Raw genomic sequence first — 16,059 nt, 5'->3', positions numbered from 1 at the left:
GCGGGAGACACGCCTTCGGTGGGCCCCGGTGGATTAAGGTGGCTCGCGGCCGCAGATCCCGATATGGTTGCACTCGACTCCAAGGACGTGCTCGAACCGGGCGACGTGGCTCCGGATTTCGAGCTCAAAGGCACCGATGGAGAGAGCTACTCGCTCGCGGACTTCAGCGAGTACGAGGGGCTGCTCGTCGTATTCACCTGTAATCACTGCCCATACGCCAAGGCCAAATTCGAGGAGATGAACCGACTTGCCGAGGAGTACGACGAGATTGCCGTCGTCGGCATCAACCCCAACGACGAGACAGAGTACCCCGCAGACGACTTCGAGACGATGGTCGAACGCGTCGAAGACGGCACCATCCAGTGGGACACCTATCTCCGGGACGACGAGCAGACCGTCGCCGCCGAGTACGGCGCGGTGTGCACGCCAGACCCGTTCCTCTTCGCGAACCGCGAGGACGATACCTTCCGACTAGCCTATCATGGCCGACTGGACGACGCGATGAATCCGGACGACGAACCCGACGAACGCGAGATGAGAAATCACATCGAGGATCTGCTCGCCAGCAAACCGATGAGCGACGACTTCAAAGCCTCCCGAGGCTGTTCGATCAAGTGGCGCGAGGGCAACGAACCCGACTACTGGGACGCCTGAGATGGATCTGCAGGCGCGATTCGGGACGGAGACTCCCCTGATTGGGATGGTTCACCTTCCGGCGCTGCCGGGCGCGCCCGAATACGACGGTTCCCGAGAAGCCCTTCGCGAGCGAGCGCACGGTGACGCACGCGCACTCGCCGAAAGCGGGTTCGACGCGGCGCTGGTCGAGAACTTCGGCGACGCACCCTTCTACCCCGAGTCGGTCCCGAAACACACTGTCGCGGAGATGACTGCCATCACGCAGGAGGTCGCCGCGGCGATCGATCTCCCAGTTGGCGTCAACGTCCTCAGAAACGACGCCGAGGCGGCGCTGTCGGTCGCGTCTGCGGCCGGCGGATCCTTCGTTCGCGTCAACGTCCACGCTGGCGTCCGCGCGACGGACCAAGGCTGGATCGAGGGCCGGGCCCACGAGACGATGCGGCTGCGCGAGCGGCTCGATACCGACGTGGCTGTCTTCGCCGATATCGACGTCAAACACTCCGCAAGTCCGGTCGACCGGGATGCCGAATCGCTCGCCCGCGAGACGATCGAACGTGGCCTCGCTGACGGACTGATCGTCTCCGGGCCCGAAACTGGCTCGGCCGCCGACGCCGACACGCTCGAACGCGTCGTCGCGGCCCGTGACGACTGTGCGCCCGAGACTCCAGTCCTCGTCGGCAGCGGCGTCCGCGTCGAGAACGCAGCCTCCCTGCTCGCTATCGCTGATGGCGCAATCGTCGGCACAGCAGTCAAAAAAGACGGCAACACGACGAACCGAATTGATTCCGAGCGCGCCGCAGCGCTCGTCGAGACACTCGCCGATTAGAGCTGGTCGACCCAGTCTTCGGCCTGTGACTCGCTGGTCTGTGCGATTTCTGCGAGTTCCTCGGCGGTGTGATCGGCGAGGTCCTCTCGGGTCGTGATCCCGGCTTCCTGTAGTCGCTCGGCGTAGGTCGGGCCGACTCCGTCGATTGCTTCGAGACCGCTTTCCTCGTCCGCTTGTTCGGTCTCGTCCTCTCCGGTGGATTCGACTTCGATTGTCGCGGCGGCTTCCTCCTGCATCTCGGTGACGCTTGACTCCGCATCTTCTTCCTCGTCGCGTTTCGAGACATCGTGGAACCAGTCACAGACCTCCGGCCAGACCTCCGCGTGGGTCGATCCGGAGACGGACATGCCGATGTGACCGGTCGGGTACTCGATAGTCGTGATATCTTCTTCGGGTGTGCCGACCACGTCGTTGAACGGCTTGGAGGCCTGCGGCGGGATGAGGTGGTCGTACTCGCCCATGATCTGGAGGATCGGCACGGTGATGTTTTTCGTGTCGACGTGTTCACCGTTGAGCTCCATCTCGTTTCTGTAGAGGCTGTTGTTCTGGTAGATATCCTGCAGGAACTCGACGTAGGCGTCGCCTGCCAGGTCGATTCCCTCGTCCAGCCAGCGCTCCATCCGCGCGAAGTTCTCCACAAAGTCGTCACTCTCTAAGTTCTCGAACAGCGTGACGTACTTCCGGACGTAGTTGTCGACCGGATCGGTCATTTTGAATCCGTCGTCGAGCATTGTCGAGGGCACGTTGCCGTAGGTGTCGACGACCGCTTCGGGGTTGTAGTACTCCTCGCTCCCCCAGCGTTCGAGCACACCGCCGGTGTCGTCGAAGTACAGACCGGCGGCCATCAGTGCGAGTGCGTTGACCTTCTCGGGATACAGCGAGGTGTAGATGGCGCTGAAGGTTCCGCCCATACAGTAGCCGAGGATGTTGATATCATCCTGCCCGGATCGGTCTCGGACTTCGTCGACGCAGTTGTCGACGTAGCGGTTGATGTAATCGTGCAGGCCGAGATGCTGGTCGAGCCGCGATGGCTCGTTCCAGTCGATCATATACACGTCGTGGCCCGCTTCGAGCAGCCGTCGGACGACACTCCGGTCGGGCTGGAGGTCCAGAATGAACGGCTTGTTGATCAGCGCGTAGACGATGAGAATCGGCACGTCGTTCTGTTCGTCTTCGGGCACTTCGACCCCGACTTCCTCGGGCTGGTAGTGCAGCAGTTCGAGCTTGTTCTCCTCGTAGACGACCTCCGAAGGGGTCATCCCCACGTCGATGTTGTTGATCTCCTCGGCTCGGTCCGGAAGTCGTGCAGCATTCTCCGTCGCGTCGGCGATGGCTTCGAGCGTGTTCGTGTGCGCGTCGAGCGCTGCGCTGAATGGATTGTACGACATGGTTACTCCTCGACCGCGTCGAGAATCTGGTCGAGTTTCGTTTCGACTTCGTGCTGGCGACGTTCGAGTTCGATTAGCCGTTCGCCGATCTCCTGCACGTCCTCGTTGGTCGCCATTCCCATCTGGGCCAACTGATCTTCGGTCATCTCCGTCATCTCCTGTTGCATCTCCATGACCTGCTCGACGAGCTGGCCGTTTGCGTGTGCGAAGGCTGTCGTCGAGAGCACTTCTGAGAAGGCCTCGTTCGCCGAGCGAAGCCAGATGTCACGGAACTCTTCGGGCGCGACGTCGTCCCCCTGGGCGGCGTCGGCTGTCCGCTCGAACATCTCTTCGGCGGCGTCCATCCAGACTTCGTAGGCCCCCGCCATCCCCTCCATACCGTCTTCCATGACATCCTCGTCTGGCATCGAAGAGTCGAACGATCCCATCCACGACTCCATCATCGCACTCTGTGCTTCCATGTTTTTCTCGAACGATTCTGCGACCGCTTCGTTCATCTGCCCAAACAGGTCTCCCCATTCTTGTTGCTGGTTGCTCATCATCGGACCCTATGTGCGCAAGCGATATAAACGCCCGGCTATTTCCGGCCAACCCCGCTCGTTGTTATTTACTGGGGCTCGCCGTCGTGAAACGTAGCGGGGCGGGCTTAGGTGGTATACTCCGAATCTCTTCTCTCCTCAGCGGGCACGATCAGCCGCGTCTCATGGTACCGCTGTAAAAAATAATATTACGCTGACAGTAGATGCAGTTACTCTTGAGTCTGCAGATCGCCAATCTGTTGCTGGACCTCTTCGACCTGTGACTGGAGCTGTTCGAGCTGGTCGGTAACCTCCTCGGCGGCCTCGACAGACTGGGTTTCGAGATCTTCGTGGGCATCGATGACCATATCGAGCTGGTCGGTCAGCGCGTCCAGATACTCCGAGGCGAAGTCGTCGTAGGTCTCCGTGCCGTCCTCCATGCCTGCGGTGATGTTCTCGAAGGCTTCTTCGTGGTTGTCGAGCAACTCCTCGAACTGCTCGTCGACGGTAGTCCGAACTTCCGTCATCGCGTCTTCGGCTCCCGGGACGTTCGACTCGACCGTTTCGAGCGTGTTCAGAACCGCTTCTCGCTGGAGTTCGACGACCCGCCGTTGGGCGTCTTCTTGCCCGTCGAGTCCGTCGATAAGCGCTCTGTTGAAGTCTTTCTGGAATTCGATTCCCTGTTCGAGCGCCTCCTGACTCTGTTTGATTGTCTGTCGCTGCAACTCGAATGTCGCCGTAATCGGTGAGGTATAGTCGACCATGATTGGTTCTCGTGTGCTCGGTTGTCGGTGCGGTGTGTTACTCGTCGTCTCTGTTCCGTTTGACTGGAACGACGACAGCCTGCACGATATCTCCTTCCTCGATATCCAGCGTCTCACGCTCGGCGTCGGGAATGCTGATCCGGCCGCCGCTCTGGACGCGCGTCTTGAACGTGGCTGTCTGGCTCATCGCACCGAGCTGGTTCATGTCCATCCCCCCGGACATTCCGGCACCGAGCAGCTGTTTCATCAGCTCCTGTTGCTGCTCGACAGCCTGTTCGCCAGTCTCTGTAAACAACTTCATCATATTCGGCGGCCACGCTGGGCCATCACTATCGTCTGACATCAGTCGTTTATACGTAGCTAGTGCCGGCTGATAAAGGTTGTGCGTTTTTGCCACATTGGACCATTATACACCATCTAATGTCACGAAGACTGCCACAGCCCCGTTTCCTTCCGGGAGTTCTGTCGCGGTTACTGGCCCCCAATCGGCCTTCGGTCTGGCGTTCGCATAATCAATAATTTAACCTCAGTATTTATTACCCGCTACCGCTTACCGGTAAAGGATGAGTACTGACTGGTACGGTAATCCACTCCTTGACAGATGGGCGGAAACGTCCACGCAGATGGTCGAGAACGCAATCGAAGCGAACCGAGCAGCTGTCGAAGCCTGGAGCCTCCCGGTAAGCGAAGAGGATTCGGCCCCAGAAACACCACCACTCGATCGAATCGAGCCGGCAGAAGACCTCCCAGAGTGGCACGCTGAGATCGGCGCTGACGACCCCGCTGAGATCTCTGTCGGGGACAAATTCACCTTCACCAAGACGATCACCGACGCCGACGTGAAGAGTTTCGCTGCCGCCAGCGGCGACACCAACCCCCTGCATCTGGACGACGAGTTCGGGCAGAAGACCCGATTCAGAGGACGGATCGCTCACGGAACACTCGTCGGCGGACTGATCAGCGCCGCGCTGGCCCGCGTGCCCGGACTGGTCATCTACCTCTCGCAGGATCTCGAATTCCACAATCCGGTCCGAATCGACGACCGAATCTCCGCGGAGTGTGAAATCGTCGAAGATCTGGGTGACGACCAGTATCGCCTTCGCACACGCGTCATGAATGGTGAGGACATCGCAATCGACGGCGAAGCGGTCATCCTCATCGACGACGCCCCCGAAGACGCCGAATAACTCTGATCGTACCAGCAGCTGTCGTTTTGAGTCTAAGGGTGGCTGGTCCCGACAGTCGTCTTGCTGCCTACTATCTTCGATAACTGTCATTTTCGCGTTTACCGAGAGTGATTTCCGGCTCCTGGGCCGCTACTGAAATTGAATCGTTATTTCAGTTCCGCCAAGTGGTCCCTCGCCGACGGTAATCGTCCCGTCAGAGTTCTGGACGATCCAGCGGGCCAGCCAGAGGCCGACACCGCTGCTGTGGCTGAGTTGTGTCTCTGTCTCCGCTGTCAGCACGTCCCGTTCTATCGGCGGAAGTCCACGCCCGTTGTCGGCGATTCGCAACGTCGTCCCGCCAGCGTTCACGGTGACGCTGACTTCGACGACTCTGGGCTCGTCGTTGTGTTCAATCGCGTTGTCGATCAGGTTGTCGAGTGCGTACGGCAGGAGTTCGTGACCCTGAATAGCGGCCGAATCCGGAAGCGTCGTGTTGATATCGACATTCCGATGAGCGTCCCGGAACTGGTCGATCCGTTCTGCCAACAACGCTGCTAAGTCGAGTTCGATCAGTTCTGTCTCGTCCTCCAGGCGCTCGGCTCGTCGGGCAGCCTCGCTCAGTTCGACGATTCTATCGAGGTGAGTCTGAATCGTCCGGATGTGATCGCCACCCTCGGTCGTTTTCTCGGCGAGCATATCGAGATGTCCCTGCGCGACGGTGACTTCGTTGCGGATATTGTGACGAAGAACGCGATTGAGAACCGCGAGTCGCTGCTCGCGACGTTTCTGCTCGGAGATGTCGCTGATGACGAAGGCCGCACCGCTGAATTCTCTCGCTGGCCGGAACGACGCCGCCCAGACTCTAACATCGACGACAGTCCCGTCTTTACGGCAGTGGCGAGTTTCGATTCCGTCGATGCGATGGCCGTCTTCGAGTTGGGTGAGAAATTGCCTCCCTTCCTCGGGGGACTCACAGAGTCGAGCGTACGGCTGCTGTTGAATCTCCGAATCGCTCCACCCGAAGATTCCTTCTGCACCATCGTTCCAGAGTTCGATCTGTCCGTTATCATCGACGATGAGGATCGCAACTGGTGTTGCTTCGATGATTGTCGCGAACCGGTCAAGTAGACGCTCGACGGCGGTCACGAGGATATCGATTTCTGCGCGTGTCGCTAGATGGGTATCGAATACCTCGACGACATCCGAAAGCAGTCGATGGGCGAGTTCGTCCCGGTCGACATCCGCGTTCGTTTGGTAGGCATCGAGCAGGGCCATCCTGGCATCGTCGTGGTCTCTCTCTGCGAGAACTCGAAACAACGTACCGACGAACTGATCTGCATGACTGTCTATTTTAGGTTGGCCTAAAAGATGGGGAGAATTAAACCACGTGGTCCGTGCCGCCGTCGTGTGGATTGAGTGATCTATTCGGTCGGGGTTCGGTTCGAGCCCGCACGGTTTTTAGCCGGCAGAGCGAGACACGTGTATGGACGACCGAATCATCGAACACGCGCACACGCTCGTGGACTGGAGTGCACGGATCGAGGCTGGAAACGATGTCGTCGTCTCCGTCGACGAAGGCGCACACGAACTGGGCGTCGCAGTTGCCGAGCAACTCGGCGACCGTGACGCGAACATGGTCGTGACCTACTCCTCCGACGAGATGGATCGCGCCTACCAGCGAGCCCACGGCGAGGAGTTCGCGACCGATCCCGAATACGAGCACGCGCTGTACGACCGGGCTGACAGCGTCCTCTCGTTACGCGGCACTCGTAACACGAGCGCTGGCGCGGACATCTCCGAAGAGACTCAGACTGCATACGCACAGGCCCGGGAGGGAATCCGCGAGGCTCGCCTCGATACCGACTGGGTCTCGACAGTTCACCCGACACGAGCACTCGCCCAGCAGGCCGGGATGAGCTACGAGGCCTACCAAGACTTCGTCTACGATGCGATTCTCCGCGACTGGGAGGAACTGGCCGAGGAGATGAGCCAACTCAAGGAGTTGCTCGATGCGGGCAGTGAGGTCCGCATCGTCAAGGACGACAAGACCGATCTGACGATGTCGATCGAGAACCGCACCGCGGTCAACAGCGCCGCCAGCGTCGCCTACGACTCACACAACCTCCCCAGCGGCGAGGTGTTCACCGCGCCCGCCGACACCGCCGGACAGGTCGTCTTCGACGTGCCGATGACGATCCGCGGTACTCGCATACAGAACGCTCGACTCGTCTTCAAGGACGGCGTCGTGGTCGATATCGAGGCCGACGCAGGCGAGGACGTGCTCCGATCCATCGTCGAGACCGACGGCGGAGCCGAACGACTCGGCGAACTCGGTATCGGGATGAACCGCGGTATCGACCGCATCACCGATCAGATCCTCTTCGACGAGAAGATGGGGGGGACGGTCCACCTCGCGCTCGGTCGCGCCTACGAGGCCTGTCTGCCCGAGGGTGAGTCGGGTAACCAGAGCGCGGTCCACGTGGATCTCATCACGAACATGCAACGCGAGGGTACCCGCCTCGAAATCGACGGCGAAGTAATCCAGCGGGACGGCTACTTCCGCTGGGAAGAGCAGTTTGAGGGCTAGGTTGGAACCGCCACGACGGTTGCCGGGGCTTTCTTTAGGATTCGCTCGGTCGTGCTGCCGAGAATCTCGCCGGCGGACTCGCTGGCTCCTCGTTTTCCGATGACGATTGCCTCCGCGTCGATCTCCTCGGCGTACGAGCAGATCTCACGGGAGGGCACACCTTCGAGTACCGTCTGCTCGCAGTCGATGCCGACCGAGGCTGCCCGATCCGCGACGGCTGCGGTCGCGTCTTCGGCCTCGGTTCTCCCGTCTCCTCCTTGATCGAACTTCTCGGCCTTGCCTGAGCGCCTGTGCATCGGCAACTCCTCGATCACCGCCAACGCGTGGATCGTCCCCTCGCTCGCTGCGAGATCGACTGCCTCCGTCGCCGCCGCCAGCGATTCGTCGCTTCCGTCGACTGGAATCAGAACCGTCTCGTACATCGTTCGAAGCTACAACGACTCTCGAATTAACCGTTAGGAATTATCATTAATCTATTATTTACGCCGATCCGTCTGCCTGGGAGTATGAGACGAGTACACGTGTCAAACAAGCTTTTTTCTCCGCTCGCCCCTTCTAAAACGGTCATGAGCGGTATCGGCCTCGACGACGACGATCCTTTCGAGCAACAGCGCGAGAACATCGATAATCCGATGAAGCGGCTGTTTCTCGTCTACGGTGGCAAGTACAAGCGATCGGTGATCGTCGGCATCTTCGCGAGTATCTTCGCCCGCCTGCTGGATCTGGTTCCACCGATTTTGCTCGGCTTCGCGCTGGACGCGGTCATCCGGCAGGACAAGAGTTTCGCTGCCATCTGGTTGGTCCCCGACGCGTTGCTCCCCGCCGACCAGCAAGGCCAACTACTGTTGACGGTCGGTTTGATCGCCGGGGCGTTCTTCCTCGGAGCGCTCTTTCACTGGGTGCGCAACTGGGGGTTCAACAGTTTCGCCCAGAACATCCAGCACGACGTCCGGACCGACACCTACGACAACATGCAGCGGCTGAACATGGACTTTTTCGCCGACAAGCAGACCGGTGAGATGATGTCGATTCTCTCGAACGATGTCAATCGCCTGGAGCGGTTCCTCAACGACGGGATGAACTCCATGTTCCGGCTGAGCGTGATGGTGCTCGGCATCGCGGCCATTCTCTTCTACTACAACTGGCAACTCGCGCTGGTTGCGCTGCTGCCCGTGCCACTGATCGCGCTGTTTACGTACTTCTTCATCCAGATCATCCAGCCGAAATACGCCGATGTCCGGTCGACCGTCGGCAAGACCAACTCCCGCCTCGAAAACAACCTCGGCGGGATCAAGGTCATCAAGTCCTCGAACACCGAGGAGTACGAATCTGAGCGCGTCGAGGACGTGAGCCAGGATTACTTCGACGCGAACTGGGACGCCATCGGCACCCGGATCAAGTTCTTCCCCGGCCTTCGCGTACTCGCAGGTATCGGCTTCGTCGCTACCTTCCTCGCCGGCGGCCTGTGGGTGCTCTCCGCCGAGGGAGAGGCCCCGTGGATCTTCACCGAACCGCTCTCGACCGGTGAGTTCGTCACCTTCATCCTGCTCACCCAGCGGTTCATCTGGCCGATGGCGCAGTTCGGCCAGATCATCAACATGTACCAGCGCGCGCGGGCCTCCTCCGAGCGGATCTTCGGGCTGATGGACGAACCGTCCCGAATCGAGGAAGATCCCGCGGCGGAGGATCTCACCGTCACCGAGGGCCGCGTCGAGTACGACCACGTCGACTTCGGGTACGACGACGAGCAGATCCTCGACGACATCTCCTTCGAGGCCGACAGCGGCGAGACCATCGCGCTGGTCGGGCCGACCGGCGCGGGCAAATCGACCGTCCTCAAACTGCTGCTGCGGATGTACGACGTGGACGACGGTGCGATCCGCATCGACGGGCAGGACCTCCGCGAGGTGCGGATGTCCAGCGTCCGGCGGGCCATCGGCTACGTCGGGCAAGAGTCGTATCTCTTCTACGGCACGGTCGAAGAGAACATCGCCTACGGCTCCTTCGAGGCCTCCCGCGAGGAGGTCGTCGAGGCCGCGAAGATGGCCGAGGCCCACGACTTCATCGAGAACCTCCCCGACGGCTACGAGACCGAAGTCGGCGAGCGCGGTGTGAAACTCTCCGGTGGGCAGCGCCAGCGCATCGCCATCGCCCGGGCCATCCTCAAAGACCCCGAGATTCTCGTGCTGGACGAGGCAACCAGCGACGTGGACACGGAGACGGAGATGCTGATCCAGCGCTCGCTTGATAATCTCAGCGAGAACCGGACCACCTTCGCCATCGCCCACCGACTCTCGACGATCAAAGACGCGGATCAGATTCTCGTCCTCGAAGATGGACAGATCGTCGAGCGCGGCAATCACGAGGATCTGCTGAGCCAGGACGGACTGTACGCTCATCTCTGGGGCGTGCAGGCCGGCGAAATCGACCAGTTGCCCGAGGACTTCATCGAACGCGCCTCGCGACGGCAGGCCCGAACGCAGATCGACACTGACTGATCGTCCTCCTTATGTCGGCGGTGGCCGTACCGCTCGGCCATGCTCGTTGCTGTTTCCGATACACACCGACGTGACGACCCTAGCCTGCCCGCAGCAATCCGCTCCGCGATTACGGAGGCAGACCAACTCCTCCACACCGGTGACTTCACGTCCGAATCGGTACTGGATGCGTTCGAGAACGTCCCGACACCGCTCACCGCCGTCTCTGGAAACCGCGACACACAGGCTGTGCTGGACCGCGTCCCGAAGACGACTACGACCGAATGGGCGGGACAGCGGTTCCTGCTCGCACACGGCCACGAACACGACCAGACTTCGCTCTCACTTCTGGCCCGGCAAGAGGAGGCCGACGTGATCGTTACCGGCCACACCCACCGGCCGGTGATCGATACGATCGGCGAGTACCCGCACGTCAATCCCGGAAGCTACGCCGATCCGCGGCGCTACCGGCCTGCTTACGCGACCTTCGAGGAGACAGCCGAAGGAATCCGGGTCAGTCTTCGTGATCCGGACGGCGAGGCCTTCGAGACGGAGGTGCTGTGATAATCCGGCACTCCATTCAACTCACTGCTCATGCTTTCAGTTGGATCAACCGAGATCAAGAACACCGGTAGCCCTGTCTCCAGACAGTGGTGAAAATCACCGATACTCAGCAATTTTGATCGACCGCGTCGCAGTTGTCGACCCGCTCTCCAGACTCACCCTAGTTTCCGCTCGATGAGGGCACCCGCCAAGATACCAACGAGGATGACACCGTAGAGTATCCAGTGGACCGGGCTATCGGGTGACATCGTCGCGCTGATGATGAGCATCAGCAGGACGAACGCGACACAGCCTCCGATAGCGAAGTTCGTCAGTCGGAACCGCGTTAGTTTCAGCACTGTGATGCCGACAGCAGCAGAGACACAGAGTAGCATTACTAGCAGAGCTCCGTCACCTTGGAATCTGGCTGGGAGGACAGCCCACCACTGCAGTGACGGATTTCCAACCGGCCAGAGGGCATAGAACGTCGCCGTAACAACAACGAGGCTCAGGACGATTTCTCTTATCCTGCTATTCATGTTTCATTTCCTCTATACGAGGATACGAATAACCCCCGACCCCAACTGATTTTCCGGTGGTGTGAGAAGCACTCGCCCGACTGCGAAAAATAGGAAGAAACTTAACAGCGGGAGGGCAAACACAAACTGCGAGCGCGGGTGGTCTAGTCTGGCATGACAAGGGCCTTCCAAGCCCTTAACCCGGATTCAAATTCCGGTCCGCGCACTCCACTTCTCCAAGCTACTACGAGCGAGCGACTGCTTTCTCGACTCGCTTCTGTACCGTCCCGACCAGCGAGTCGACGCTCTCGCTTTCCGCGTAGATCCGGATGTACGGCTCCGTCCCGCTCGGTCTGACGAGCGTCCACGCGCCTGCGGACAGATCTAATCGGACACCGTGGTCGGTGTTCACCGCCGCGTCGGGGAACGCCTCCGGCAGCGTCTCTCCGAGTCGGTCCATCACCGCCGATTTGTCCTCGTCGGGACAGTCGATGCTTACCTTGCGATACGGCCGCTCGCTCACTGGCTCGCGTAACGAGGCCAATCCTTCATCAGCGACTAACCGACTGAACACCGCCGCCGAAGCGACGGCGTCGATCCAGCCGCCGAAGTCCGGGTGAACGTGTTTCCACGGCTCAGCCGCGAAGACGACATTCGTCTCTTCCGTGCCGTCCTCGCGCGTATTCGCGATCCCTTCGTGGAGCGCCCCGAGGCGGACTCGCTCGACGCGCCCGCCGACAGCCTCGACGCGTTCGTCGATCCGTCCGGAGGCGTTCGGTGTCGTGACGACGACCGGATCGCCGGCGTCGCTGGCGCTGACGTAGTACTCGGCCAGAATCGCGAGCACGGTGTCCTCGTGGACCACCTCGCCGTCCCCGTCGAGAATGACGATCCGGTCGGCGTCGCCGTCGTGGCCGATGCCCAACTCTGCCGGCCCGTCGGCGACGTATCGACGGAGGTCGGTCAGCGTCTCGGCGGTCGGCTTGCTCTCCCGTGCGGGGAACTGCCCGTCGACGTTGGCGTTCAGCGCCCGAACGTCGCCGCCGAGCCCCGTCAAGATCTGCGGCGTTGCCAATCCAGCCATCCCAGTCCCGCAGTCGACAGCGATCCGCAAGCCATCGAGCGGTGTGCCGAACTTCTCGGCGTAGGCCGCCACGTGCTCACGATACGTCCCCAGCGGCTCGATCCGCTCGCTGGTTCCCCACTCGTCGTGCGGGGCCTGTGGTGGCCCGTCCTCGACGAGGCGTTCGATCTCCTGCTCGGCCGCCCGGTCGTACTCGGTGCCGTCGGCGAACAGTTTGATGCCGTTGTCTGTCGGCGGGTTGTGGCTGGCCGTGAGCATGATCCCGTACCGGCCCTGTGAGGCGAAGGCCAGCGCCGGAGTCGGTAGCTGTCCGGCCCGTTTCACATCGAGTCCGCCGCTTGTTACCCCTGCTTCGACGGCACTCGCGAGCGCTGCCCCTGTCTCGCGGCCGTCGCGTGCGATTACCACTGGTCCGTCCGTCGGATCGAGTCGTGCTGCCACCGCGCGCCCGACCGTCAGCGCGAGCGCTGGCGTCACCTCCGTGACCGGCCCGCGAATCCCTGCTGTCCCAAATAAGTCCATATGCGAGTTACCGGGGCCTGCCATATTATGCCGTCGGGTCGTTATACGCCCCAGAACAGCAGCAGGCCAGCCGTCGTCACGACCGCCAGCAACAGTTGTAGTGGCGCGCCGACCCGGAAGAAGTCAGTGAACTTGTAGCCGCCGGGGGCGTAGACCATCAGATTCGTCTGGTAGCCGATGGGCGTGAGCATCGCCGTCGACGCGCCGAAGGTCACTGCGAGGACGAACGTGAAGGGATCGGCTCCGATCTCCGTCGCTGCTTCGACTGCGACTGGGATCATCAAGACGACACTCGCGTTGTTGCTGATGACGTTCGTGATCAGCGCGGTAAAGAGATAGAACACTCCGAGTACGACCGCTGGCGAGAGGCCGGCCGCGACGACGAGGATACTGGCCGCCAGCCACTCCGCCGCGCCGGTCCGCTCCATCGCGACGCCGAGGGGAATCAGTCCCGCCAGCAGAAAGATCACACTCCAATCGACGGAGGCGTACACTTCCTCGGGCTTGACACAGCCCGTCGCGACCATCGCGACGATTCCACCCAGCGAACTGACCAGAATCGGGAGAATCTCAAGCGCCGCCAGTCCGACGACCGCCGCGATGATTCCGAGGGCAACGGGGATGCGCTCGTACCGAAAATCCGGCAGTGTGAGTTCCTGTGCGACGATGAAATCGCGGTCGTTGGCGAGCCGTTTGACAGTAGCTTCGGAGGCCTGAACGAGCAGTGTATCTCCACCGCGGAGTTTGCGCTCGTCCATCCGCGTGTGGATCACCTCGCCGCCGCGGCGCAACGCCAGCACCGTCGCGTCGTACCGATCCCTGAAACTCAGCGATTCGAGCGTGCCGCCGAGGATCGATGCTCCCGGCGAGACGACAATCTCGACGAGTTGCTGTTCGGAACTGGGTTCCATTCCCGACTTCTCCCCTTCGAGGGTCTCGTCGGTGACTGGAGCATCCGGTGCGAGATCCAGCCCTTCGGTCTCGATGAAGGTGAGAAGGCTGTCCTGGTCTGTCCGAAGCACGAGAATATCCCCGGGTCGGATCTCCTTGCGAGCCAGCGGTTCGGTGAATACCTGTTCACCGCGGATCAACTGGACGACGTCCGCGTCGACGTCCAGATCGGTAAAACACTGGTTGACCGTGCTCCCGACGAGATGTGAGTCTTCGGCGACGACGACTTCGGTGAGATACTCCGTCATCCCGAATCCCTCGATCAGTTCGTCGCCCATCTTGATCCGCTCGGGAATGAGCAGTCGACCGACGGTCGCGAGGTAGACGACGCCAGTCACGAGAACGAGCGCGCCGAGTTGTGTGAACTCGAACATCGAGAACGGCTGGTCGATCAGCCGCGCCGACACGTCGGAGGCGAGGATGTTCGTCGAGGTGCCGATCAGCGTCAACATGCCGCCGAGCATCGCCGTATACGAGACTGGAATGAGTAGCTTCGAGGGTGAGATTCCGGTCCGCTCGGAGAGCGTATTTACCATCGGGATCATCACCGCGACGACCGGGGTGTTGTTGATGAACCCAGCTGTCCCGCCCGAGAGCCCGAGGACGGCAAGTAACTGCTTGTACTGGCTCGATCCGTACCGTTCGGCGATTTCGTTGCCGACGATGTTGATCAGCCCGGTCCGTCGGATCCCCTCGCTGATGACGAACATCGCCAACACGGTCAGCGTCGCCGAACTCGCGAAACCGCTGACGCCCGTCTCGGGATCGACGCCGGTCCACGGCTCCAGCACGATCAGGCTGACCAGCACCCCGATGGCCACGATATCGATCGGGACCGGTTCGAGGATAAACAGGACGAGCGCCGCCGCGACGATAGCGAACACGAGCAGTATGTCGACCGTGAGCGGCGGAACGGCCCCTGTCTGTGCGAGCACGACCAGTCCCATCTATTTGCCCGAACTCACAGCATGGTGAAAAACAACGTGGTTACTCAGACTCTGCTTCGGACAGCACCGACCGCGATCCGTACCGGAAGGAGCCAATCTCCTCAGCTCGATCCGTCGACTCGCGCTCGACGGCCGTCTCGCCGCCACCGACGGTGTGGACGTACTCGACGGTTCGTCCGACTCGTCGCTGGTCGTCGGCTCGATATGCGTCGATAATGTCCCGGAGATGCGCTTGGACTGTGACTCCCCGTTCGTCCGCCTCCGACCGTAACGCGGCCGTTGTCTCCTCTGGGAGGCGAAGCGTGATCTCGTTCATATGTCCCCTTTCTCCTGCAGCTACAAGAAGCTACGTCAGCCGACCGTCAGACAATCAGATCTCGATTTCGCCGAGTTCGTAGTCGTCGATGTCGACGCCTTCTTCGGTCACTTCGGCGACGTAAATTCCGTTGCCGGAGCCGGTGTCTCGCTCTGCAGCAGCCTCGATGGCGGCGGCGGCCGTCGACCGCGCTTCGTCGATGGAGAGATCCGGCTCGTAGCGGTCCTCAAGTGTCCCGTAAGCGACGGTCAGCCCGGAGCCAGTTACGGTGTAATCGTCTTTCATCACACCGCCGGCAGGGTCGATGCTGTAGACGTGACTGCCCTCGTCGTCGACGCCGCCGAGGATCGGGTTGATCGCGAGGAAGGGTCCGCCACGAGCGAAGTTACCCGCAAGCGTCGCCAGCCCCTGCATGCTGATCTGCTTGCCGCGGCGGGCCTCGTAGAGATTTGCCTCTGCCCGGAGCGTCCGGATGAACGATTGTGCGCCGCCGACCGACCCGACCAGCGTCAGCGCTGCAGTCGGGTGGATCTGTTCGACCTTCTGGACGTTCTTGTTCGAGACGAAGCGACCGCCGAGACTCGCTCGCATATCCGTCGCGACGACGACACCGCTGTCGGTGGCGATGCCAATTGTCGTCGTCCCCGTCTTGTTGACCGCCTCTTCGTCGCGGTCACCGGAGGGCAGCGAACCCAGTTCCGGCTCTGTCGGATCGATGTCGAATCGGTCGGTATGCTGTCCGATCGAAAACTGTGAGTCGCCGGTGTGTTCCATTACCTACTGCTACCGGACACGGACGTAAGAAACTATTCGTTC

Annotated in this window: 17 protein-coding genes and 1 tRNA gene; 7 read left to right on the top strand and 11 right to left on the bottom strand. The window is 61.0% G+C overall.

Translation table 11 applies throughout. From position 1 onward, the window contains the following. Positions 1 to 63: 63 nt before the first annotated feature. Entirely contained in the window at positions 64 to 654 is a 591-nt protein-coding gene (locus V8P86_RS11800; protein WP_336327469.1) for a thioredoxin family protein, read from the top strand. Between the two features lies 1 nt (position 655). Next, positions 656 to 1,462: a BtpA/SgcQ family protein gene (locus tag V8P86_RS11795; RefSeq protein WP_336327468.1), complete on the top strand. Its 807-nt coding sequence runs from the start codon at positions 656 to 658 to the stop codon at positions 1,460 to 1,462. Here the strand turns inward: V8P86_RS11795 and phaC are convergent. From phaC to V8P86_RS11775, 4 genes are all read right to left on the bottom strand, one after another. Further along, a complete protein-coding gene (gene phaC / locus V8P86_RS11790; RefSeq protein ID WP_336327467.1) occupies positions 1,459 to 2,850 on the bottom strand; it encodes a class III poly(R)-hydroxyalkanoic acid synthase subunit PhaC in 1,392 nt (463 codons plus the stop codon). The genes V8P86_RS11795 and phaC overlap by 4 nt on opposite strands. A gap of 2 nt (positions 2,851 to 2,852) precedes the next feature. Continuing rightward, complete coding sequence (locus V8P86_RS11785) at positions 2,853 to 3,389, bottom strand: poly(R)-hydroxyalkanoic acid synthase subunit PhaE (RefSeq protein ID WP_336327466.1); 537 nt, start codon at positions 3,387 to 3,389, stop codon at positions 2,853 to 2,855. Positions 3,390 to 3,598: 209 nt separating this feature from the next. Next, positions 3,599 to 4,132, bottom strand: coding sequence for a hypothetical protein (locus V8P86_RS11780; RefSeq protein WP_336327465.1), 534 nt, complete (start codon positions 4,130 to 4,132; stop codon positions 3,599 to 3,601). A 37-nt stretch (positions 4,133 to 4,169) separates the two neighbouring features. Beyond that, on the bottom strand, positions 4,170 to 4,475 hold the full coding sequence (locus V8P86_RS11775) for an AbrB/MazE/SpoVT family DNA-binding domain-containing protein (protein ID WP_336327464.1): 306 nt from the start codon (positions 4,473 to 4,475) through the stop codon (positions 4,170 to 4,172). A 280-nt stretch (positions 4,476 to 4,755) separates the two neighbouring features. Between V8P86_RS11775 and V8P86_RS11770 the strand changes: the two genes are divergently transcribed. After that, on the top strand, positions 4,756 to 5,319 hold the full coding sequence (locus V8P86_RS11770) for a MaoC family dehydratase (RefSeq protein ID WP_336327579.1): 564 nt from the start codon (positions 4,756 to 4,758) through the stop codon (positions 5,317 to 5,319). Between the two features lie 129 nt (positions 5,320 to 5,448). On the opposite strand, the gene V8P86_RS11765 is transcribed toward V8P86_RS11770, so the two are convergent. Further along, positions 5,449 to 6,573: a sensor histidine kinase gene (locus V8P86_RS11765; protein WP_336327463.1), complete on the bottom strand. Its 1,125-nt coding sequence runs from the start codon at positions 6,571 to 6,573 to the stop codon at positions 5,449 to 5,451. A 208-nt stretch (positions 6,574 to 6,781) separates the two neighbouring features. Here V8P86_RS11765 and V8P86_RS11760 point away from each other — a divergent pair, with 208 nt between their 5' ends. Next, the gene (locus tag V8P86_RS11760) at positions 6,782 to 7,885 is read left to right on the top strand and encodes an aminopeptidase (protein WP_336327462.1); all 1,104 of its coding nucleotides are present in this window, start codon (positions 6,782 to 6,784) and stop codon (positions 7,883 to 7,885) included. Here the strand turns inward: V8P86_RS11760 and V8P86_RS11755 are convergent. Continuing rightward, positions 7,882 to 8,307, bottom strand: a complete 426-nt coding sequence (locus V8P86_RS11755; RefSeq protein WP_336327461.1) for a universal stress protein — start codon at positions 8,305 to 8,307, stop codon at positions 7,882 to 7,884. The genes V8P86_RS11760 and V8P86_RS11755 overlap by 4 nt on opposite strands. 144 nt (positions 8,308 to 8,451) lie before the next feature. Between V8P86_RS11755 and V8P86_RS11750 the strand changes: the two genes are divergently transcribed. Both V8P86_RS11750 and V8P86_RS11745 read left to right on the top strand, forming a co-directional pair. Continuing rightward, positions 8,452 to 10,383 (top strand): ABC transporter ATP-binding protein, encoded by a 1,932-nt coding sequence (locus tag V8P86_RS11750; protein ID WP_336327460.1) that lies wholly within the window; start codon positions 8,452 to 8,454, stop codon positions 10,381 to 10,383. Between the two features lie 39 nt (positions 10,384 to 10,422). Continuing rightward, positions 10,423 to 10,926, top strand: coding sequence for a metallophosphoesterase (locus V8P86_RS11745; protein WP_336327459.1), 504 nt, complete (start codon positions 10,423 to 10,425; stop codon positions 10,924 to 10,926). A gap of 155 nt (positions 10,927 to 11,081) precedes the next feature. On the opposite strand, the gene V8P86_RS11740 is transcribed toward V8P86_RS11745, so the two are convergent. Continuing rightward, a complete protein-coding gene (locus V8P86_RS11740; protein WP_336327458.1) occupies positions 11,082 to 11,300 on the bottom strand; it encodes a hypothetical protein in 219 nt (72 codons plus the stop codon). Positions 11,301 to 11,576: 276 nt separating this feature from the next. Between V8P86_RS11740 and V8P86_RS11735 the strand changes: the two genes are divergently transcribed. Further along, positions 11,577 to 11,649: transfer RNA gene (locus V8P86_RS11735), tRNA-Gly, on the top strand. Between the two features lie 18 nt (positions 11,650 to 11,667). Here the strand turns inward: V8P86_RS11735 and V8P86_RS11730 are convergent. Genes V8P86_RS11730 through psmB form a run of 4 tightly spaced genes read right to left on the bottom strand, consistent with a single transcriptional unit; the run spans position 11,668 to position 16,017 of the window. Next, entirely contained in the window at positions 11,668 to 13,029 is a 1,362-nt protein-coding gene (locus V8P86_RS11730) for a phosphohexomutase domain-containing protein (protein WP_336327457.1), read from the bottom strand. Positions 13,030 to 13,070: 41 nt separating this feature from the next. Next, complete coding sequence (locus tag V8P86_RS11725) at positions 13,071 to 14,927, bottom strand: SLC13 family permease (protein ID WP_336327456.1); 1,857 nt, start codon at positions 14,925 to 14,927, stop codon at positions 13,071 to 13,073. A 40-nt stretch (positions 14,928 to 14,967) separates the two neighbouring features. Then, complete coding sequence (locus V8P86_RS11720) at positions 14,968 to 15,243, bottom strand: ribbon-helix-helix protein, CopG family (RefSeq protein WP_336327455.1); 276 nt, start codon at positions 15,241 to 15,243, stop codon at positions 14,968 to 14,970. A 54-nt stretch (positions 15,244 to 15,297) separates the two neighbouring features. Further along, positions 15,298 to 16,017: an archaeal proteasome endopeptidase complex subunit beta gene (gene psmB, locus V8P86_RS11715; protein ID WP_336327454.1), complete on the bottom strand. Its 720-nt coding sequence runs from the start codon at positions 16,015 to 16,017 to the stop codon at positions 15,298 to 15,300. Between the last annotated feature and the right edge of the window lie 42 nt (positions 16,018 to 16,059).

Origin of the sequence: Halovenus anhuiensis (genome assembly GCF_037080055.1) — an archaeon.
Taxonomy (GTDB): Archaea; Halobacteriota; Halobacteria; order Halobacteriales; family Haloarculaceae; genus Halovenus.
This window is presented reverse-complemented; position numbering and strand designations above follow the sequence as displayed.